This is a genomic window from Kaistella jeonii (genome assembly GCF_000812865.1).
GTDB classification, from domain to species: domain Bacteria; phylum Bacteroidota; class Bacteroidia; order Flavobacteriales; family Weeksellaceae; genus Kaistella; species Kaistella jeonii.
The window spans coordinates 13,776-35,336 of record NZ_JSYL01000005.1 but is presented as its reverse complement, the minus strand read 5'-3'; the positions used below and the strand labels follow the sequence as shown (position 1 = coordinate 35,336).

The 21,561-nt window shown below is 35.0% G+C and carries 21 protein-coding genes and 1 pseudogene; 16 read left to right on the top strand and 6 right to left on the bottom strand.

What is annotated here, in order from left to right; genetic code table 11:
* Positions 1–123: 123 nt before the first annotated feature.
* Positions 124–723 carry a transposase gene (locus OA86_RS08955; protein ID WP_246008053.1) on the top strand — a complete coding sequence of 200 codons (600 nt, stop codon included), beginning with the start codon at positions 124–126 and terminating at the stop codon, positions 721–723.
* A gap of 161 nt (positions 724–884) precedes the next feature.
* Positions 885–1,988 carry a DUF5700 domain-containing putative Zn-dependent protease gene (locus OA86_RS08950; protein WP_039351891.1) on the top strand — a complete coding sequence of 368 codons (1,104 nt, stop codon included), beginning with the start codon at positions 885–887 and terminating at the stop codon, positions 1,986–1,988.
* Between the two features lie 273 nt (positions 1,989–2,261).
* On the opposite strand, the gene OA86_RS08945 is transcribed toward OA86_RS08950, so the two are convergent.
* Positions 2,262–2,963 (bottom strand): IS3 family transposase, encoded by a 702-nt coding sequence (locus tag OA86_RS08945; RefSeq protein WP_260241832.1) that lies wholly within the window; start codon positions 2,961–2,963, stop codon positions 2,262–2,264.
* 290 nt (positions 2,964–3,253) lie between these two features.
* Positions 3,254–3,541 carry a transposase gene (locus OA86_RS08940; protein WP_039351886.1) on the bottom strand — a complete coding sequence of 96 codons (288 nt, stop codon included), beginning with the start codon at positions 3,539–3,541 and terminating at the stop codon, positions 3,254–3,256.
* Between the two features lie 337 nt (positions 3,542–3,878).
* Here OA86_RS08940 and OA86_RS08935 point away from each other — a divergent pair, with 337 nt between their 5' ends.
* Positions 3,879–5,144: an NRAMP family divalent metal transporter gene (locus tag OA86_RS08935; protein WP_039351885.1), complete on the top strand. Its 1,266-nt coding sequence runs from the start codon at positions 3,879–3,881 to the stop codon at positions 5,142–5,144.
* Between the two features lie 238 nt (positions 5,145–5,382).
* Here OA86_RS08935 and OA86_RS08930 read toward each other — a convergent pair whose 3' ends face one another.
* The 4 genes from OA86_RS08930 to OA86_RS08910 form a co-directional block, all read right to left on the bottom strand.
* Entirely contained in the window at positions 5,383–5,919 is a 537-nt protein-coding gene (locus OA86_RS08930) for a phage tail-like protein (protein WP_039352236.1), read from the bottom strand.
* Positions 5,920–6,001: 82 nt separating this feature from the next.
* Complete coding sequence (locus tag OA86_RS15330; RefSeq protein WP_052257463.1) at positions 6,002–8,263, bottom strand: DUF11 domain-containing protein; 2,262 nt, start codon at positions 8,261–8,263, stop codon at positions 6,002–6,004.
* 147 nt (positions 8,264–8,410) lie between these two features.
* Positions 8,411–9,058: a hypothetical protein gene (locus OA86_RS08920; RefSeq protein ID WP_126340511.1), complete on the bottom strand. Its 648-nt coding sequence runs from the start codon at positions 9,056–9,058 to the stop codon at positions 8,411–8,413.
* Between the two features lie 439 nt (positions 9,059–9,497).
* Positions 9,498–11,081 (bottom strand): helix-turn-helix domain-containing protein, encoded by a 1,584-nt coding sequence (locus OA86_RS08910; protein ID WP_039351879.1) that lies wholly within the window; start codon positions 11,079–11,081, stop codon positions 9,498–9,500.
* 644 nt (positions 11,082–11,725) lie between these two features.
* Here OA86_RS08910 and OA86_RS08905 point away from each other — a divergent pair.
* From OA86_RS08905 to OA86_RS08850, 13 genes and pseudogenes are all read left to right on the top strand, one after another.
* Positions 11,726–12,262, top strand: coding sequence for a hypothetical protein (locus OA86_RS08905; RefSeq protein WP_039351877.1), 537 nt, complete (start codon positions 11,726–11,728; stop codon positions 12,260–12,262).
* A 126-nt stretch (positions 12,263–12,388) separates the two neighbouring features.
* A complete protein-coding gene (locus OA86_RS08900) occupies positions 12,389–13,240 on the top strand; it encodes a transketolase (RefSeq protein ID WP_039351875.1) in 852 nt (283 codons plus the stop codon).
* Between the two features lie 163 nt (positions 13,241–13,403).
* Positions 13,404–14,351, top strand: coding sequence for a transketolase family protein (locus tag OA86_RS08895; protein ID WP_039351874.1), 948 nt, complete (start codon positions 13,404–13,406; stop codon positions 14,349–14,351).
* 157 nt (positions 14,352–14,508) lie between these two features.
* Positions 14,509–14,754 (top strand): annotated as a pseudogene (locus OA86_RS15530) (CIA30 family protein); the annotation flags it as partial.
* Positions 14,755–14,876: 122 nt separating this feature from the next.
* Positions 14,877–15,473, top strand: a complete 597-nt coding sequence (locus OA86_RS16000; protein ID WP_246008052.1) for a BRO-N domain-containing protein — start codon at positions 14,877–14,879, stop codon at positions 15,471–15,473.
* A gap of 97 nt (positions 15,474–15,570) precedes the next feature.
* Complete coding sequence (locus OA86_RS15995; RefSeq protein ID WP_246008051.1) at positions 15,571–15,822, top strand: hypothetical protein; 252 nt, start codon at positions 15,571–15,573, stop codon at positions 15,820–15,822.
* Between the two features lie 180 nt (positions 15,823–16,002).
* Entirely contained in the window at positions 16,003–16,416 is a 414-nt protein-coding gene (locus tag OA86_RS08880) for a fasciclin domain-containing protein (protein ID WP_039352230.1), read from the top strand.
* A gap of 252 nt (positions 16,417–16,668) precedes the next feature.
* Complete coding sequence (locus OA86_RS08875) at positions 16,669–17,688, top strand: sodium:calcium antiporter (protein WP_039351872.1); 1,020 nt, start codon at positions 16,669–16,671, stop codon at positions 17,686–17,688.
* 233 nt (positions 17,689–17,921) lie between these two features.
* Positions 17,922–18,614, top strand: coding sequence for a MarC family protein (locus OA86_RS08870; RefSeq protein WP_052257462.1), 693 nt, complete (start codon positions 17,922–17,924; stop codon positions 18,612–18,614).
* Between the two features lie 149 nt (positions 18,615–18,763).
* Complete coding sequence (locus OA86_RS08865) at positions 18,764–19,294, top strand: DUF488 domain-containing protein (RefSeq protein ID WP_039351870.1); 531 nt, start codon at positions 18,764–18,766, stop codon at positions 19,292–19,294.
* Positions 19,295–19,352: 58 nt separating this feature from the next.
* A complete protein-coding gene (locus tag OA86_RS08860) occupies positions 19,353–19,562 on the top strand; it encodes a hypervirulence associated TUDOR domain-containing protein (protein WP_039351868.1) in 210 nt (69 codons plus the stop codon).
* A 24-nt stretch (positions 19,563–19,586) separates the two neighbouring features.
* Positions 19,587–20,468, top strand: coding sequence for a LysR substrate-binding domain-containing protein (locus tag OA86_RS08855; protein WP_039351866.1), 882 nt, complete (start codon positions 19,587–19,589; stop codon positions 20,466–20,468).
* 81 nt (positions 20,469–20,549) lie between these two features.
* Positions 20,550–21,485, top strand: coding sequence for a YeiH family protein (locus OA86_RS08850; protein WP_039351864.1), 936 nt, complete (start codon positions 20,550–20,552; stop codon positions 21,483–21,485).
* Positions 21,486–21,561 lie beyond the last annotated feature (76 nt).

The following is a 21,561-nucleotide window of genomic DNA, read 5'->3' as shown; positions in this document are numbered from 1 at the left end:
TGTATCCGTGATATTATTAGGTTTATCTTGGAATTAACCTTGTCAAGGTTTGAAACCTTGACAAGGTTCTCCAAAATTTTGCGGAGATTTAAAAATGTTTAACCCACTTTTAAAAAAGTAATAATGGATATCAGATTAACACCGATAGATTCAGATTGTTTCTACCACATTTATAATCGCGGTGTCAATGGTGAAATAATTTTCAGAAATGAGCGGAACTATAATTTTTTTCTAAATAAAATTAAAGAGAACCTTTTAAGCGTTTGTGATATTTATGCATATTGTCTTATGCCAAATCATTTTCATCTGTTGGTAAGGATTAAAAACGATAATGAATTAGCTGAAATTGCAAAAAATACTTTCACTGATAGTAAAACAGAAAAAGGATTACATTCATTCAATCATATTTTCTCAAAGCAATTTTCAAGAATATTTAATTCTTACTCACAGGCTTTTAATAAAGAAAACAATAGACATGGCGCTCTAATAGAATCACCGTTCAAAAGAAAGCAAATTTCTTCTGAGGATTATTTAAGGAAATGTATAATCTATATCCACCAAAATCCTATTAATGGATGTCTTGAAAATTATGCCTACTCATCTTATAAAACAATTTTAAGCGACTTACCCACATCTTTGAAAAGAGCGGAAGTTATTGAGTTATTTGAAGAAAGAGAAAATTTCGCTTTCTGTCACAAAAAAGAAGTTGATTACGAATTCTAAATTTATCAAAGAAGTTGAACTACTGCAATGGTGAAAGTAAGATCTAAATTTTTAGACAGTTAAAATTTATTAATCTGAAACAGCGTAACAATTCCAACTTTAAAATTGTCATTAAAATATAAACTTCCTGAATTTCATTTTAATTTAACGCCAATCTTTTTATGAAAAAACAGTTCCTCTTCTTTTCTATCATTACACTATTACTTGCCTTTTCGACTTTCATAAAAGCACAAACCTTTCACACGGAAGCTTTAGATGCGTACTGGAAAATGATCGAACCTTTGAAAAAAGGCGATTCTCTTTCGAAGGAAACTTGGAACAAATTTCTGGACCTTGAGCCGAATAAGATCTATGTTAAAAATCAAGGTTTTGACAAAAATTATCTGGAGCGTTTAAGAAAAAGTGTGGAAGTAGTTTATATGCCACAAAATGCCGAAATTTTAAAGAAAAGAGTCGAGGCCATTGAGAAAGATCCATCAACGTATTGGCTGACTTATAAAGTGTATGTCTACAAAAAATATGAAAAAGAGTTGAAGGAATTTCAGTCCACCGTCGGAACTCCGCAATATCTCGCCACAAGCTATAAAAATACTTTTGGGTGGCTTCCAAAAAGACTTCAGGTTAAGGAGCCAAAAATTAATATTTATTTATTAGGCATTGAAAATGATGCAATCGCCGGAAACAGTGGTTTGGTTTTAACTTTATGGAATCTTTATAACGCTGATAAACTTCAACCGGGCGGATTATTGGGTCATGAAATGCATCATTATTTAAGAAAACCTTTTGGTTATAAAAATGTTGCAAAAGAAGATGAAGGTATATTATATTTTTTAAATGTTGTGCTCAACGAAGGTTCTGCGGATCTGATTGAAAAACCAACTAATATCGCACACAACGATGAAATTCCTTATGGTTTGCAAATAAGAGATTTTCTTTTGCCGCAAGCCGACAGCATTGTGCAGGTCGCCAACCGAAATATTGAGGAAATGCAGGCTTCTGGCGGAAAAACCTTTAAGACAGAAAAAGATTACCGAAATTTGGTGAAATGGACGAGCGGACACAATCCGGGATATTTTATGGCAGATATCATCGTGAGAAATGGTTACCGAAATCAACTGCTCAAAAACATTCAAAACCCTTTTCAGTTTATCCAGCTTTACAACAAAGCTGCAAAAAAAGATTCTAAAAATCCTCCATTGTTCAGCGACCGGTCGATTGATTATATTCAGATGTTGGAAAAGAAATACTGGAAAAACCGCAGCTAAAAAAAATTGCCAGAGATCAAATATTCTTCTTTAGGACTGAGATGAAAATCTTATAAATATCTAGATGAAAATTTGGGTATTTTGTTATTTCTGCGTTTGGAATAGGTTATCAATACAAAAATAAATATGGAGTTGAAGTTAAATATTTCACCGAAAGAAATATTCTAGACAACTATACTTATTGGAATACCAAGTACCAAAACGTTTCTCTTATCCTCAGTTTATTCTACCCTCATTTCTCTAGACCACAATTAGCTGTTTCTTAATTGTTTTTTATGCTGCTGATTTATACTTTTCCAGTGGTTTTTTAAGCTGTATTCCTTGATGACTTCTGTTGTGATATCTCAATAACCATTTTTGTATTCCCAGATAAAGCTCTAATCCATCTTTCGCAGGATTTAAAAATATATGCTGATATTTTAATGTTCGCCAAAATCTTTCAATGAAAATATTGTCTAAACATCTGCCTTTCCCATCCATTGATATTTTTATTTCTTCTTTTTTTAAAAATGCTACATAGCTGTGACAAGAAAATTGAGTGCCCTGGTCGGAGTTTAATATATCCGGTTTACCATGAATATTTATCGCTTCCTGAACCACTTTTAAGGATTCTGAAGCTTCCAAAGAATTGCTAATTCCCCAACCAACAATATATCTACTGTAAACGTCTATCACTGCCGTCATGTACATAAATCCGTTTTTCATTGGTATATAGGTAATGTCTATTTGCCACACCTGATTAGGTTTGCTGATCTCCAAATGCCTTAATAAATACGGGTAAATATATTTATTTTCCCCTTTTTGCGTGAGCATCCTTCGAGGATAGATTGGTATGACAGAAGCCTTTCTCATCAAACGCCGAACTCTTTCGTAGCTCATATTAATTTCTTTTTCTTTCAACATACACTTCATTGTTATCACTCCCGCAGTGGGTTCCTGCATGATATGGTGATCCATAAGTCTCATCGCTTCCAGGTTTTCAGGATTTTCACCTTTAGCAATATATTAAAAACTGGATCTGTTAATCTCTAAAAGTTCACATTGTTCCCGAATGCTTATGTCAGAATCTTGTTCAATTAAAACTCTCAAATCTATCATAGACCGAAGCGTTTTAAGTTTTTTTTTAAAAATTCCTTCTCCATTTCCAGCTTACCAATCTTTGCATAAAGCTCTGAAATAAAAACTGGATCTGTTAATCTCTAAAAGTTCACATTGTTCCCGAATGCTTATGTCAGAATCTTGTTCAATTAAAACTCTCAAATCTATCATAGACCGAAGCGTTTTAAGTTTTTTTTTAAAAATTCCTTCTCCATTTCCAGCTTACCAATCTTTGCATAAAGCTCTGAAACATCCGTATCTGAAATCTCTTTTTGGACTTTATCCTCAAATATCAATGCAGAATTTTGTAAAAACTCTTGTTTCCAGATAGAGATCTGGTTGGGATGCAATTCAAACTTCAACGCCAATTGCTGCAGTGTTTCTCTTTCTTTTAAAGCCTCAATTACTACCTTGGCTTTAAAACTACCATCAAATTTCCTTCTAATTTTTCTCATGTTTTTTCCGACTATTTAAAGTTAATAATTTCAACTTAAATAGTGGTCTAGATTTTCAAGGGTATTATAGTTATAATCTATTGTAAAAAACTTAATGAGTCTTAAAAATAGTGTTTTCTATTGTAACCAAGTTGTTTCCTTATTCGGAAGCAGCTTTTTTATTTCTTTTTAATGACTTTCAATTTTGAAAATTTTTAGTTGAGGAAAGCTTAAATCTTATTCATTAACAATTTTAAAATATCTCACTTCTCTACAAAATTTTAAATATAATAACACCATAACGTTCGTATATTTACTTAGGATTTTAAACGAGATCTAATTTTTATTAAGAATCAAAATGACCAAATTCAAGAAACGCCCCTCAAAGTTAAAAAAGTTTTTAGGCTTATTAGGTCCCGGACTCGTAACCGGAGCAAGTGATGATGATCCTTCCGGGATTGCAACGTACTCGCAAGCAGGCGCGCAGTTTGGTCTTGCAACACTTTGGTTAGCTTTGCTTACATTTCCTTTAATGGCGGCGATTCAGGGCATGTGTGCGAGAATTGGTTTGGTGACTTCTCAGGGTTTAACGGTTACTTTAAAAAATCATTACTCCAAACCGCTACTCTATATCATGTTGCTCTTCAGTTTTCCCGCAATCACGCTCAACATTGGTGCAGATATACAGGGAATGGGCGCGGTTGCACACATGATCATTCCTGCAATACCAGTTTCAGTTTTTTGTGTCGCGTTTACGGCTATTTTAATGTTTATCATCATTAAATATCCCTACCAAAAAATCGCCAAAATCTTAAAATGGCTTTGTTTGTCATTATTGCTCTATATGATAGTTCCTTTCATGATCAAACAGGATTGGGTTTTGGTTGTGAAAAATACTTTCATTCCTACGATTCATTTCAATAAAGAATTTTTTTCAATCGTTGTTGCGATCCTGGGAACGACAATTTCTCCCTACCTTTTCTTCTGGCAAGCAACGATGGAAGTTGAAAATATGGCTCAAAGTAAAAGGAAGATCATCGTCAATAAACGAGTTCTTGGTGACATGAGAACCGATGTAAATACGGGAATGGTCTTATCAAACCTCGTCATGTTTTTTATTATTCTTACAACAGGAAGTGTTCTCTACAACTCCGGGATCAGACAAATCGATACGGTGGATCAAGCCGCAAAAGCCTTGGAACCGCTCACCGGTAAACTCACTTATTTAATTTTTGCAATTGGAGTTCTGGGTACAGGACTTTTAGCAATACCCGTTTTAGCAGGTTCGCAATCTTATATGCTCGCGGAGACTTTTGGTTGGGAAGCAGGACTTGACAAAAAATTTCCACAGGCAAAAGCTTTTTATATTTCGATAATAATCTCACTACTCGTTGGTTTATCACTTGATTTTTTAGGAATCAGCCCTATAAAAGCTTTACTTTTCACGGCAATAACTTACGGACTTACCGCACCCATTTTGATTGCGATCATTTTGCATATTGGAAATAATAAAGAAATAATGGGAGAAAACACAAACTCAAAATTTTCAAATGTGCTTGGCTTTATAACATTGTTTATCATGACTGTCGCCGCAGTTGCATTGATTTATTTTCTATTCAAGTGATAAAAAAATATTCGTGATAGCTCGATGAATCTTAATTCTCTTCTTTTTAAAGATATCTTTTCACAAAAAAAGTTGCTGCAAAAAATGCAACAACCTTTCCTTATCAATTCATTAAACTTTTAATAATCCTTTGGAAGTGTAAAGCTTTAATCATTAATGCAGTTTGCGACAACTGAAATCATTAATAATGAAGCATTAAGCCTTAAATTTTTCAATAGATTTCTATTAATATTTAAAATTAAGGTTTCCAGTAAGCCCAAGTTGTTCCGTTAAATACCGCTAATCTTTTTGCACCGGTTTTATTGATGTAAACCATCATTCCCGGCGAAGGACTCGGAATATTCTGAACATCGGCAACAGTAGGTAAAACCATTGCTTTGGTCGTAGATTCTAAAACTAAAACGCCATCTGCACCGGAACTTCTAGCACCAATGATCGATTTCGCGCCTGTTTCTACAACGCTCGATGGTTGAATCGTTAAAGCACTGGTAACATTTCCATCCTGACCACTCAGATCGATCCAACTCGTTCCGTTAGAAAATTTCATTCTTGCAGCAGTTGCTGTACTAGCATCCAATAAAATTGTTCCTGCTGTGATTGGAAGCGGCGCAGGAAGTGTTCTTACGTAGGGTACAATCAAACCTTTATTTCCCTTTGCAAATTCTAATAATACGGATGTTTTTGTTGTGGCAGTTCCCAACGCATCACCTATGATCACTTGTGCATTGAATGCTGTAATCGCACCTAATAATATAATTGTGAATATTCTTTTCATTGTCTTAATTTTTTTTAAATTTTTTTGAAAGAAAGAGGCTCGCAACAACATATGCAGTTGTGAGCGTTCTCTACTTTATTTGTTACGGACAAGTTGGGTTGTTGAAGCAGCTCCAACCACCAGTTGTGCCATCTGAATTAATTTTCAGACATTTTTCTACGGTATCAAAAACCATCATTCCTTCTTGGGGAGAAATTATGTTACCAATTTCGGTAGTTGTCATTCTTGTGATGACAAAACCTTTGGTATTGGATTCTAAAACGGTATGTGCAGATTTTCTAACCATTGGCCAATCGGTAGTTCTACCTCCTGCTCTTCGTAACAAAGTGATTCCGTGATTGGTTGCAACACCAGTTCCTGTAGCTGGTAAATCATAACATACACAGGGTATGATATTTAATCCATAACCACGACCCGTAATATTTGTCACACCCACTACATTTTGGGTTATCGTAATAACATTATTTGTTAGCGTGTTCCAAGTTATAGTATTCAACATAGCTCCATTAAATAATTCTAATGGAAACAACGGACCATTAGTTACTTTGCTTCCAAAAAGACTTAAAGCACCATTCGGACTGATCATCACTCGGATCATTGGAGCAGCAGCAGTACCTGTAAATGAATAAATATTTGGCGTTCCTACTTCATATAAAGTTCCATCTACAAAACGTACATTAATTCCCGGAGCAGGAGTTCCCGAAGATTGAAACTGTAATTCTGCAGTAGCTAACGGAGTTCCGTTAATGGTCATATTAAACGAATTATCCAACTTAAAAATATCAAACACAAAACCATAATTTGTAGGTGGTTGTGTAAATGTTTTGGTAGCACCACCTTCCGCAGTAAAAGTTTCGCCCAGAACCTGTTCGATACAGACAACCGCTACTGAAGCACTTGAAGTATTATTCGGAATATTCGGATCTGAGATGCCGCTTGTTGTGCTAATTACTGCTGTATTAGTGTAATTTCCGGTAGCATTTAATTTTGCATATACTTTTAAAGTACGCGTCGCGCCATTATTTAAGTTACCAATGGTCCAAACTCCGGTTCCGGGAACATAAGTCGTACCTGCAGGAGCCACATGCGAATCATAAGTAAAACCTGTAGGTAGTAAATCATCTACCTTAACATTTGTATTATTAGCAGCACCATTATTTTTAGCGATTATCGTAAAGGCTACATTACCTCCTATTGGTGCGCTTATTTTATCGACCGATTTTGTTACCTGTAAGTCAGACTCAATAAATGCAGAAACAGAAGCTGATGCACTATTATTAGCAGTATTAGATTCCGTTTCATCGCCTGTAATTCCTGCATTATTAGTAGCTGTTGAATTTACAGTGGCAGTAATTTTTAAAACTAATGAAGCACCATTTGCCATATTACCAATGGCCCAAACCCCCGTCCCAGAATTATAAGTAGTTCCAACCGGCGTTACAGAACTACTGACATAAGTAAAACCCGATGGCAATTTATCATTAACGTTAACATTTGTTGCAGCGATAGGTCCATTGTTGGTTGCTGTAATGGCAAAAACGACGTTTGACCCTACTGCAACACTCGCCTTGTCTGCCGTTTTAGTAATTGCCAAGTCGCCTGTAGGAATATTTGACGGTGGATTATTTGTTGGAGTTGTAGGACCTGTAAAAGTTCCGTTGGATCCTAGAGCGACAGCACCTTGTCTATTGGCAATTGCACCTGTAGCACCAATTTTAAAAGTGATCGATGTTTTAGGATTAAGGTACCGCGCATAAAAACTGGCAGTATTTTCAAAGACGATTCCATTTAAACTGCCTGGAATTCCACGAAACTGTGTTTCTGATCCTATATTTGAAATCACTAATTGTGATGCATTACTTACGGTGTAATTGCTGTATTCATTTAAAGGTAAAAGATATTTTTCCGTTAAAGCCGCACTATTCCCATCGATGTCTATCCCATTTAGGAAATAATTTCGAAGATAAACCGGGAAATTAGTACTGGTATCGAAAAACTCTAATTTATAGTGTACATATCCGGAAGCGGTTGTTGTAATAACCGGCTGAAATCTTACAGGCACCGTAGTGTCATCGTCAAAAGTAGAAAGAGAAGCATTAACCAATGCAACTATGGTGAGTTTACCGTAAAGTAAACGGCCTTCAACGGTACCAAGATTGGCTATTTTGTAAACAGAACCGGCCGCACTTTGCGTTCCGGAAAGGCGGGTTGTGTTAGCATTTGTAAAAGAAAAGTCGATGCCATTTGCATCCAGAGAATAAAATTGAGCATTTGCACTGAGCATACTTAAGAAAGCAAATAAGAAAATACTTTTCTGAAGTATATTTTGGTAGATGTAATTCATTTTTTAAGAATTATTTATTTTATTATAGTATTTTAAAATACATTTTGAATTTTGAAACTCTTCCATCCATTATTACAAGTTTTTATCAAATAAGTTTGGTTGAATAGAAGTTTTTGGAATATCAAGAGGAGGAATAAATAGGAAACTTTAAGAAAGCGGCAGAAGAGGCGGCGGTCGCACACTGAATGAACTAACAAATCTAGAAATTGAATTATTTTGTAAATAAAATTCTAAATTCAATTTTTCAGAGATTGAAAGAAAGAACTTAGCTTTCGAGTGAGATAACTCTACACTAACTAATTTTTTAAATGACGAATTCCAATTTGATAACAATGCAAAAACCTTAGAGGATGATTTACAAGAAAATCGACTGTCACTGTTCGGATCATCAAAAGTTTTTATAATTTCTTTCGCAATCGGAATTTCATTTTCAACCTTACTCTTAATTTTTGCTCTGGATGCGACCTTCTTTTTATTTTTTACTCTTAGAGGCTGATTAATTTTAGAGTGATCAAGATAAACCACTTCTGCGTTGGTATGATCGCCGAGATTTGAAACAATAGTTCCTTTTACAATAAAAATTTTAGAATTATTTATTACTGGTGTCGAAGTAACTTTTTTAATGCTACTGTAAACAATGCCATCTGCGATTATTACTGCGTCATTTTTTAAAGTAAATATATTTTCACCTTGTAAAATCAATTGCGCCGAAGATTGTAAAAAACTCAATAAAAAGACCAATACCAAAATACTCTTCAATAAAATTGAAAAGTCTCTGTGTGATTTTTGTTTCAAATTTTTAAAAGTGATGATGGTGATTTTTTTTCGGAAATAAAGGTGAAGTTTATCCTGTTGATAGAAAAGTAAATGACTTATCGTTTTCCTTATATTGAAAAGGCTTCTTTAAAAATTAATAGAATCAACATTGAATTTTATTTTATAAAAATTATAAATCGCATCATTTTGATTATTCATTTCATTTTAAAAAAGGAGAATTACCAGTTAAGATGCGGAGTAAAAAATACTCCGCATTCTAAAACTGTTTTTTTCATCAGATGGCCTCGAAAGGACAATTCTTTAATTCCTATTTTTTAAAATGGTGAAGTCAGGTTGTGTTTAATTAACAGTGCAAAAGTAGAGGGCGAATGCCGGGTACGAAAGGGTATGACTTACCGTTTTCATTACAACGGTAAACCTTGAATCTATAAAAATTTGATTATTAAAGCTTTAAGAATTAAGCATCTTCGTTTTCCTGCAGATATTTAATGAAAACGGAAGGTGAAATAGTAGTGACCTTCTTAAAAATAGTGGCAAATTTATTTTGGGACGAGAATCCCGCTTCCTCAGAGAGAACAGCAATTTTATATTTTCTGTACAAAGGAAAATTCTGCAGTTTTTTCACAATATAAGTAATGCGCAACTCATTAATATAATTATTAAAATCTTGCTTCTTGTAAGAATTGATGATGTAAGAAAGATACTTTGAATTCGACTCGCAATAGGTTGCAAGAGTTGCCAAGGAGACTGTATTCTCCGTAAACAATTCAGATTCTTCAAACTCTTTCAGCTTTAGCAAAATTTTCTGCTCTGTTTCAGCAGTCATGCTCACTGAAGATTCTGGTTTTTGAGACTGAATATCTTCCACTTTTGAATTTTCCTGATCAATTTCAGTCAGATCAAAGTTACGTTGTTTTGAAAGCGCTGCTTTTTCCTCGATATTTTTTAAGATCTCCCGGAAATGTTCCAGATTCCTCTTATGTTTTCTTCTGTAAATTAAAAAGTAAATCCCACCCAAAATAATGAATAAACCTCCTAAAGCTAATATTACATTTTTATTAGAACTCTTCTCTTCTACCCTTTTATTATCTTTTTGCATCGAAGTAAAAGACTGATCAATAAAGGCCGTAGATTCAGTCGCTAGTTTTTCTACGACAGAATCTTGCTGTTTTTTAACACTTACCAAATTTTCGAGATCATTCGTAGCAGCGTAATATCTCTGCGAAGTCGTATAAATTTCATTTTTAAGTTCTAAATAAGAAGATTTTTTTGAAATGTTTTCTGCCAGATCTAAATATTTTTTAGCGTTTTTCAAATCTTTTTCATCCAGATAGACTTCTGCAAAACCATTGTAAATAAGTCCTACCAAAAACCCTCCCGCATCATTTTTAGAAAAACTCAAAGCAGAATTATAATGTTTGAGTGCTTGTTTAGGATCTTTAAGATGATAATAACTCAGTCCCAGTAACTGCTCATTATTAGCGGTGAAAAAATCGAGATTTGCTCCAGATAATTTAAAAAATTCTTGGGATGTATTGATCTCAACAATAGCTTTTTTATAATTTTTCTTCTCAATTTCATAGTAGGCTCTTTCCTGCTGCATCAAGCCTTTTACATTGTTTGAAGATTTTGGATCTTCTATATTTTTGCTGACAGCAAAAGCTTTCTCCAGGTAAAGTTTAGAGCTGTCATATAATTTTAATCGTCTGTACTCTGTTGCTAAAAACCCATACACTTTTGCCTGCCAATTATAATTGTCGGTCTGCTGAATGATTTCACCCGCGCGCAACGCATAGTCAACCGATTTTTTGACTTCGCCAGATTGTTTGTACAGGGATGCAGACAACATGAGACTTCGAGCTTGCAGCAAAGGGGTTTCGGAGATCGCATATAAAGAATCTGCCACTTTTGTAGCCGCTTTAAAATCAGTTTGAGAAGTTTCTACGTAAGTTTTGTAGTAAATTTTGTTAAAAGCCTGCAGATCCTGCGAAAATGAAACGGCGTAAGAAAGAATAGCAAAAAAGAAAACAATTTTTTTCATAAAGACTTTTTAAAAGCTAAATAATCAGCAATCATTTTGTTCAAAATATTAATATAATGATTGAAAATAAAAATTTAATACTGCATAACGAATGAAAATAAACCATTACTATATAATAATTAAGTGCTTACAAAAACAATTTTTTTTGTCTAACCCTCAGAAGAAATACTTATTATTTTTCTAATTGAAAGTTGTAAAAACCCTTTATGGGATGGTAAAAATAGAGATTATAATCGGTAATAACTCTCTGGGATATAGTTATCGTGAAGAACATTACTGCTCCTTTGCGCCCATATTGCAAACTTAAGATAACTTAAAAATATAATTTTATGGCTCTCAACAAGTTAACATAATATTTAGCTAAAAATAAATTCCACTTTAATGTTTTAAACATTTTATCATTTTCGCGAAAATGGTACATTATAAAATTTGTAACGGTCTATTAGGTAATGATTAAACCGATTTATTTTTCGTTTTTAAAGAGTGATTTAATTTATTCGCATGAATAAGAAGCTAGAAGAAACGAATGAAAGATTTATCAAAAAATAATTTTGCGAAGAAATTTACAATCTGAGAGTTTTAGATGCCCGCAGAAATTTCCTATTTTAGCAATGAAAAACTAATCAACACAAAACAATTAGACCATGAAAAAACTATTATTCCTATTTTTTCTGACCTTCGGAATTACCTCTTCTTTTGCTCAGGAAAATTTTGATGTTTCCACCCTTCGAATCGGAGCTTTCACCATTCATATGAAAGCAAAAGAAGTAGAAAAAGTAAACAAATCCAAGTTGGTGGCATTTAACGGCCAAGATGATTATCAAAAAACCAATAAAGTCAATTATGCAGGAGAAACAATTGAGATCATCATTTCGCAAACTTCCGATGACAAAGGACAGTATGACGGCGGTTATCAGATATTTTCTTTGATGACGAAAAGCAAAAAATTCCGCACCAAAAGCGGAATGGGCGTTGGCAGCACCAAAGACCAGTTATTTGAAGCTTATAAAAATTACCCCAATTTCTCCGTGACCCAGATGTGGGACGAAAAAACCGAAAAATTTTCCACGACCAGAAGCAACTTTACACTTACAGATAATGACGCCGGAACACTCCTGTCTTTCACCTTGATTAACAATGTGGTTACAGAAATCAGTGTTTACCTCAACGAAGGCTGTTAACATTTCAATGTTTCCGCTCAGAGTAAAGATTGCAAAACTTTATTTTTTTCCGAGCTAAAATCTCAGTTTTTTCATTTCCCAAACCCATCAAAAATTCGTAAATTCGCGTCCAAATAAATCTATATAATGAGTAAATCGATTGAAGAGCTGAAATCTCTGACCACACAAATTAGAAGAGACATTTTGAGAATGGTTCACGCCGTGAATTCCGGGCATCCCGGCGGAAGTTTGGGTTGTACCGAATACTTCACAGCACTTTATGGGAAAGTAATGAACTACAAATTCCCGTTCACCATGGAAGGAAAAAACGAAGATCTATTCTTTCTTTCCAACGGACACATTTCACCCGTGTTCTACTCCACTTTAGCGAGATTCGATTTTTTCCCCGTTGCAGAACTAGCAACTTTCCGGAAATTGGGAACGAGATTGCAAGGACATCCAACCACGCACGATCATCTTCCAGGAATCAGAATCGCTTCAGGTTCTTTGGGTCAAGGTTTGTCAGTTGCGATTGGTGCGGCTTTAGGGAAGAAATTAGATGGTGATACCAGTTTAATTTATACTTTACAAGGTGATGGCGAATTGCAGGAAGGTCAAAACTGGGAAGCATTCATGTATGCTGCTGCTAAAAAAGTGGACAATATTATTGCAACCATCGACTACAACGGACGTCAGATTGATGGCGATACCGATGATGTTTTAGACCTTGGAGATTTACACGCAAAAATGGAAGCATTTGGCTGGATCGTCTTGAACGAGAAAAACGGAAACGATCTAGAAGCAGTAATTGCAATTCTGGAAAGAGCAAAAACCGAGACAGGCAAGGGAAAACCAGTTTGTATTCTTTTGCATACCGAAATGGGACATGGTGTAGATTTTATGATGGGAACTCACGCATGGCACGGAAAAGCGCCAAGCAACGAGCAACTCGATAACGCTTTCAAACAATTGTATTTAGAAGCTCCGGCTGATTACTAAACTCAATTGGGCAGACAATTCCGTCCTCCGTTCCCGCTTTTTTAATTACTGGCTTCGACAAGCTCAGCCACCAATTAAAAAGAGCTCCACTAGGCCGGGCTGCAGATCAGTTATAATTAGAAAATTCCTTTATTAAAATTAGAGAAATCAAAACATCAAAAAAATGAAATATACTTATACAGAACAAAAAGATACAAGAAGCGGATTCGGCGCTGGATTAGCAGAATTGGCAGATAAAAACCCAAATGTCGTAGCACTTTGTGCAGACCTTATCGGTTCTTTGAAAATGGAGAAATTCATTGAAAAAGCACCGGAACGTTTTTTCCAGATCGGAATCGCAGAAGCCAACATGATGGGAATCGCAGCCGGTTTAACCATTAACGGAAAAATTCCTTTTACAGGAACTTTCGCCAACTTCTCTACTTCAAGAGTTTATGACCAGATTCGTCAGTCAATCGCTTACTCCAATAAAAATGTAAAAATTTGTGCATCTCACGCTGGACTTACTTTGGGTGAAGATGGCGCAACGCACCAGGTTTTAGAAGACATCGGAATGATGAAAATGCTTCCCGGAATGACCGTAATCAACACTTGTGATTACAACCAAACCAAAGCAGCAACATTGGCCATCGCAGATTTCGAAGGTCCCGTTTATTTACGATTCGGACGACCGGTTGTTCCCGTATTTATTCCGGAAGATATGCCTTTCGTCATCGGAAAAGGAATCATGCTTCAGGAAGGAACCGATGTTACCATCGTAGCAACCGGACATTTAGTTTGGGAATCTTTATTGGCTGCAGATGCTTTAGAGAAAGAAGGAATTTCTTGTGAAGTGATTAATATTCACACGATCAAACCTTTAGACGAAGAGATCATCTTAAAGTCTATTGAAAAAACAGGAAGAATCGTCACTGCCGAAGAACACAACTACATCGGAGGTTTAGGAGAATCCGTTGCCGGAATGTTGTCCAGAAAAAGACCAACTATTCAGGAATTCGTAGCCGTAAATGACACTTTCGGAGAATCTGCAACACCAGCAGAATTAATGAAGAAATACGGAATTGATTCGGATGCGGTGATTGCAGCGGTGAAGAGAATTATGAAGAGATAATTTCTTTTGAAAATATATTTTATAAACACGTCTGAGGGCGTGTTTTTTTATACGGTACATTATAATACCCTTGAAAATCTAGACCACTATTTAAGTTGAAATTATTAACTTTAAATAGTGGTCTAGATTTTCAAGGGTATTATAGGGAGACGGCAAAGATTATAATTTTAGGATAAGAACTCCGAAAGGCAGACATTCTTATGCTTCAACCTTTTCAACAAACAATAATGGAGATTGGGAAACCATCACCATTCCATTTAAATCGATGCAGGCCACTTACAGAGGCGAAGAGGTAGATGTCCCGAATTACAATGGAGAAAATGTGGTTGAAATGCAGTTACTAATCGGTAATAAAAAAGAAGAAAACTTTGAAATTTTAGTGAAATCAATTGCGGTCAAATAAGTTTTAAATTACTCTTCAATTATTTTAATTCTTGATGGTGCGAGTACGGTTGTACGCATCATAATTAGAAAATCTAAATTGTAATATTTAAAAATTCTTGTTTTGTGTTTCAGTCAAAAGTTATGGATCACACTTCAGCGCCATGGAAAAACCCTTATCTTTATTACTTCAAAAAAACACAAATTACCATGAATACTCTTAAATTATTTGAAGAAAAAAAAATTCGTTCTCACTGGAATGAAGAAAATGAAACGTGGTATTTCTCTGTAATTGATGTGATTGAAATATTGACAGAAAGCAGCATTCCTAAACGTTATTGGACAGATTTAAAGAAAAAATTGACCAAAGAAGGAAGTCAGTTGTACGAAAATATCGTACAACTGAAATTAGAATCTTCTGATGAAATAAAATATACTACAGATTGCTTAGATCCACCAAATTTACTTCGCCTCATCCAATCCATTCCTTCCCCAAAAGCAGAACCATTCAAACAATGGCTAGCAAAAGTGGGCTACGAAAGAATGCAGGAAATTCAAAATCCGGAAATGGGTTTAGATCGCGCTCGGGAGAATTGGCAAAAATTGGGCAGAAGCGAAAAATGGATTCAGAAGAGAATGACCGGTCAGCATACCCGAAACAAACTCACTGATTATTGGAAAGAAAATAAAGTTTCAAAATCTACTGAAATGGAGCGAAGCGGAATTCTTGAGCTCCATTAAAAAATTATAAATCGGCGAAAACTTTGCTTTTTTAACGAACATCATTCATCAGGAGTGGACAGGATTGACCGTAAAAAATCACAAAAATCTGAAAGGATTGAAAACGCAAAATCTGCGGGATCACATGAGTGAAGCGGAATTAATTTTCACAGCATTAGCCGAACTTTCCACAAGACAGATCGCCGAAGCAGAAATGGCAAAAGGCGTGATAGAAAATGCAAAAGCGGGCAAAAAAGGTGGAACGGTTGCAAAAAATGCCAGAAAAGAATTAGAGTCAAAAACAGGAAAAAGTGTAATAACCGAAGAAAATTTTTTACCTCCTGCAAAAGATAAAAAGAAATTGAAATAGATTTTTTGAGAATTTTTAAAATAAAAAACATTAAAGCTCGCTATTTTAGTGCAGCAATTTCAACAATAACAGATTGAGATTTTCTATATTAAAGATGTATTAAAAAAATACCATTTTAGAATAATTAGTATGTAATTTTACCAAATGAGAAAACTAATTCTCAAAAAAATAATATTCAAAATGGACAACGAAACTAAAAAAGACATCGTAGCAATCGCATCATCAGATTGTAAAACACTCGCAGCAGCAGTAACAGCGGCAGGTTTAGTAGAAACTTTACAAGGCGACGGACCTTTCACCGTTTTCGCACCTACAGATGCTGCATTTGCAGACATTCAATCAAGTGTGGACACTTTACTAAAACCAGAAAATAAGGAAGAGCTTGCAAAAGTTTTGACTTATCATGTGGTTGCCGGAAAAGCGCACGCTGCTGATTTATCAGACGGACAAGAATTAACAACCGTACAAGGAGGAAAGCTAAAGGTAAGCATCCAAGATGGCAAAGTAAAAATCGGTGGTGCAACTGTTACAGCCGCTGATATTGAAGCATCAAACGGCGTAATCCACGTGATCGATACGGTATTGTTACCTTAAGATCAGGTTGTTTAAACTTTCAAACAAAGCCTCCCATTATTGTGAGGCTTTGTTTTTTTAGTCCTATTGACGCAGATCTATATTCGGTAAAGAATTATTTTAAGAGATGGTCTTTTTTAAGCATGAATTAGATTTAAGCTGGTTATCTAAATATTACGGAAAACTTCCCGTCACTAAATATGTAAAAAATTTAGTTGCAACACCAAAATTTTATAAATTGCACTTGCAATTCTCTCTTTTAAAACCGCTTTCATGAATCTTGGCATTCCTTTTAATTACAGCATCTGGATCTTTATCGCTTCCGTTGTTTTGCTTTGGCTTTTCAGCAACAAATTGTCTAAAGTCGTCAATTTTATTGATGATCAATTTAAGCTGGGAAGTTCCTTTGGCGGTACTATCATTTTATCAGTCGTCACCAATCTCCCCGAAATTGCAATCACCATCAGTGGCGCTATAAAAGGTAATATTGATATCGCAGTGGGAAATATTCTGGGCGGCATCGTGATTCAGTCTATGCTTCTGGTCCTTTTTGATTTTGCTTCCCGAAAAGAAAAAAAACCTTTAAGTACATTGGTGAGTAATAAAGCCAGCCTGATTCAGGGTTTATTTTTGATCATTATTTTGGTGATGGTCATTCTGGGAAAAGAACTCACCCCTTCAAGTTTGCTATTCCGAACAACTCCGCCGGAATTGCTGATCGCTTTTTCCTGGATCACCAGTATTATTATCCTTAAAAAAGTACAGGCGAAAAAAGAACCGTCCGTGAGCGATGCTTCTAAAAGCGATCAGACTAAAATGTCGCCCAAATCTGCAATTATCTGGTTAATTGGTATTTCGATGATCATCTTGATTTTCGGAGTTTTACTGGAAGACACGAGTAATACCATTGCGGGACATTTTAAAATCAACGGTTTGATCTTTGGCGCAACCGTTTTGGCATTCGTTACCTCACTTCCGGAGATTTCCAGTGGACTGGCTTTTGTGAAAGACAAAACTTATCAGCCAATAATCAGTGATATATTTGGTGGTAATGCATTTCTGCCGGTGTTGTTTTTAGCAGCCACACTCATCACCAATCAACCGATCCTGCCCAAAGCAAAAAACGTAGATGTCTATTTAACCGTCATTGCAATAATTATCACGGCCATCTATTTAATAGGCATGATTCTTAAAATGCCGAGCCGCAAGAAAGGAATGGGGATCGATTCCTGGATTGTTTTGGGATTTTATATTCTTTCAATTCTTGGGATGGTGTTTGCCTTGAAAACTTAAAAATAGTTGCTTCCTGTTCTAAGTTTTCAATGGTATTTTGACTGATACTTCATTTAACTTTATCAAGATTTAAACCCTTGACAAGGTTTTCGAGATATTTTAAATTCCCTTAACCACTCCTAAAAAACTAAATATTAAATTTCCGAATTGGTAATCTTTTAATTTAAGAGACAATACTTCCATTAAAAAACTTTAATTTTGAGAGGGAAAACAAACAATTCCAAACTTCCAAAATGATATTTAATTTCCCTGCCTTTATCCATTTAATATTCATCGGATTTATTGCATTATTCCCTGTTATTAATCCGCTCGGGAGTGCCTTTATTGTAAGTCCCTACTTTTCTGGTTTAAACCGGCAAGAAAGATTGAATGCGATCAAACGAATTTCATTATATGCCTTTTCCATCTGTCTGTTTACGTTGATCATTGGTCACTGGATTTTGCAATTATTTGGGATCACGATTCCAATTATTCAGTTAGCGGGTGGAATACTGATTTGTAAAACCGGCTGGGAATTTCTCTCCCCACAAAAACAAGATCCTACAGAAGTGATACCAACTGATGCTCAATATCTTAGTCACGAGCTGGAAAACAAACTGTTTTTTCCGATCACTTTTCCAATTACTACCGGAGCTGGAACGATCGCTGTTCTCTTTACATTAAGTGCACATGGTGCGAGTAAAAATATTTCCCAATATTTGATTAATAACAGCGCGATAATGATTGCTGTATCAGCATTGTGTGTCTTAGTTTTTATTTGTTATCTCAATGCAAACCGGCTTATTCAATATCTGGGATCACAAAGAGAGAAAATAATTAACAGCATTATGGCTTTTTTAATTTTTTGTGTGGGTTTACAAATTGCTGTTGAAGGCATTACCCAACTAATTTTGCAGATTATAAAAGCTTTGCATCAGGCAAACTAATTTCAGAATTAAATTTCAAAACCTTCTACTGATTCAGTAAACTTTACAAGGTTTCTAAAAACTGAGACTCTTAAATTAAAAAGTTAATCTTTTCATTTAAAATCTATAATTTTGATAAGATAAATGAAGATCTATATTTAATTTTTAAAATGGAAGCACCAGAAAAACACACCATTTACACTATTGGTCATTCCACCAGAACGATTATAGAATTTGTGGAGTTGCTACATTCATTTAATATTAAAGTCTTAGCAGACATCCGCAGACTTCCCGGTTCCAGAAAATATCCACAGTTCGACCAAGATGTTTTGAAAAAATCTTTAGAAGAAAACGGAATCGAATATGTGTATATTGAAGATCTCGGCGGAAGAAGACCCGCAAAAAAAGATTCCAAAAACACAACCTGGCGAAATAAATCTTTTCAAGGTTACGCCGATTATATGGAAACGGAAGCTTTCGAAAATGGCGTTAAAGAACTTGAAAAATTAGCTTTAGAGCAACCAACTGCAATGATGTGTTCGGAAGCAGTTTGGTGGCGGTGTCACCGTTCCATGGTTTCGGATTATCTGAAAGCAAAAGGTTGGGAAGTTTTGCATATTATGGCTTTGGAAAAAGCTACGGAACATCCATACACCGCTCCGGCGAGAGTTGTGGATGATAAGGTTTTCTACTCCGAATAAAGTCTTGCAATAGCCTTGTCAAGATTCTCAGAAATAAAATTTTAAAAGAAATTCAGTCATGGAAAAAAAATTTAAAGTCGGCGATAAAGTAAGTTGGGATTCCGAAGCAGGAAGAGTTTCGGGAACGATCATTAAAGTTCACACCAAAGATTTTGATTATAAAGGTTACACGCACCACGCGAAAGAAGACGATCCACAATACGAGATCAAAAGCAGTAAAACCGATCACATTGCTGCACACAAAGGTTCTGCCTTAACCAAAGAATAAATTTCATTATTCTACATTTGTACAATGTTCGATTACCGCCTGAAAGTTTTTTACACCGTTGCCAACCGTTTGAGTTTTACCAAAGCTGCAAACGAACTCAATATTTCGCAACCTGCGGTGACCAAACATATCAAGGAAATCGAAAATCAGTTGAATACCAAATTATTTGACCGAAAAGGAACGACAATTCAATTGACAGAAAGTGGAAAGATTCTTTTTATTTATGCTGAGAAAAGTCGACAACTCTTTCGGGATTTTGAATTTGCGATTTCACAACTTAACAAACAGGAAAAAGGAAAACTAAAAATCGGTGCAAGTACGACGATTGCACAATATATTCTACCTGAAATCCTGGCAAAATTTAATTCTTATTACAACGACATTAACATCGAACTGGTGACTCATAATTCAGAAGACATTTCTACTTTACTCAAAACCGGAAAGATCGATCTGGGAATTGTGGAAGGAGAATCGAAGTCTTCTTATTTTGATTATGAGATTTTTAAGCCGGATGAAATTGTATTAGTTTGCAAAGCGACTCATCCTTTGGTGAATAAAAATTTTAAGCTAAAAGATTTGGAAAACATCGATTTGATCGTAAGAGAGCAAGGTTCAGGAACACAGGAATTTATTCAAAATCAGTTGAAGAAAAATGGCGTCGATTTAAAACTGCTGAAAATCATCATGCAGTTAGGAAGTAGCGAAAGCATTAAAAATTATTTACTGTATTCCGACGCGATGGCTTTTTTGTCGATCAACACGATTTTGCAGGAATTAAAAAACAATCAACTCAGCGTGATTGATATTAAAAACTTTGGCATTGAAAGAGATTTTAATTTTATCACTTTAAAAGGAGAACAGTCCGAACTGATTCATCTTTTCATGAAATTCATTAGTTATAACTAACCGTTATAGTCAACAACAATATATGATGAAATTTTGAATGATAAATGAACGAAATTTGTCCTATCAAAATCGATTAAAATAATGCAGACTACTTTAGATAAAGACCTCTTACGAAAAATATTATTTTTCTTATTAGTTCTATTTTGTATTTCTCCTTTTGCTTCTTCGCCCATCGCATTAGCGTTAGGAATTGGCTTTACAATAATTATCGGAAATCCATACGAGCAAAAAGTTCATAAATATATTCATCTATTACTTCAAATATCGATTGTAGGATTGGGATTTGGATTACAGTTAAACGAAGCCCTAAAAGCAGGAAGAGAAGGAATTACTTTAACGATCATGAGTATTACAACCGTGATGACTCTTGGTTATTTTCTCGGAAAATTCCTTAAAATTGAAAGACCTCTATCTTACTTAATTTCCGTAGGAACCGCGATTTGTGGTGGAAGTGCAATTGCTGCCGTAACGCCAATCATTAAACCGACAACGAAACAAATGTCTTTGGCTTTGGCGATTATTTTCACCCTTAATTCTGTTGCTTTATTTATTTATCCGCCCATCGGACATTTACTCAATATGACGCAGGAACAGTTCGGATTATGGTGCGCAATTGGAATTCACGATACGAGTTCTGTTGTTGGTGCAGCAAATAAATATGGTGATGTTGCTTTGAAAGTGGCGACGACCGTAAAACTTTCCAGGGCTTTGTGGATTATCCCAATGTCGCTTTTAACGATGGTATTTTTCAAAACAAAAGGAGCCAAAGTAAAAATCCCCTGGTTTATCGGATATTTCGTAATTGCAATCTTACTTCACACGTACTTCCCTATTTTTGATGACTTCAGCAAAATTGCAACGACAGCAGCAAAATCTGGATTGAATTTAACGTTATTTTTTATCGGTTCTACGATTTCAATTCAAACTTTAAAAACAATTAGTTGGAAACCATTATTTCTGGCAGTCGTTCTTTGGGTGATTATAAGCATTGGAAGTTTACTGATGATTTTAAAATAGGACTGATTTTTGATTGCTTTTTCCAAAACAAAATTGCTCCATTTCAAATTATTTAAGTTTTATTAAATTTGCAGTG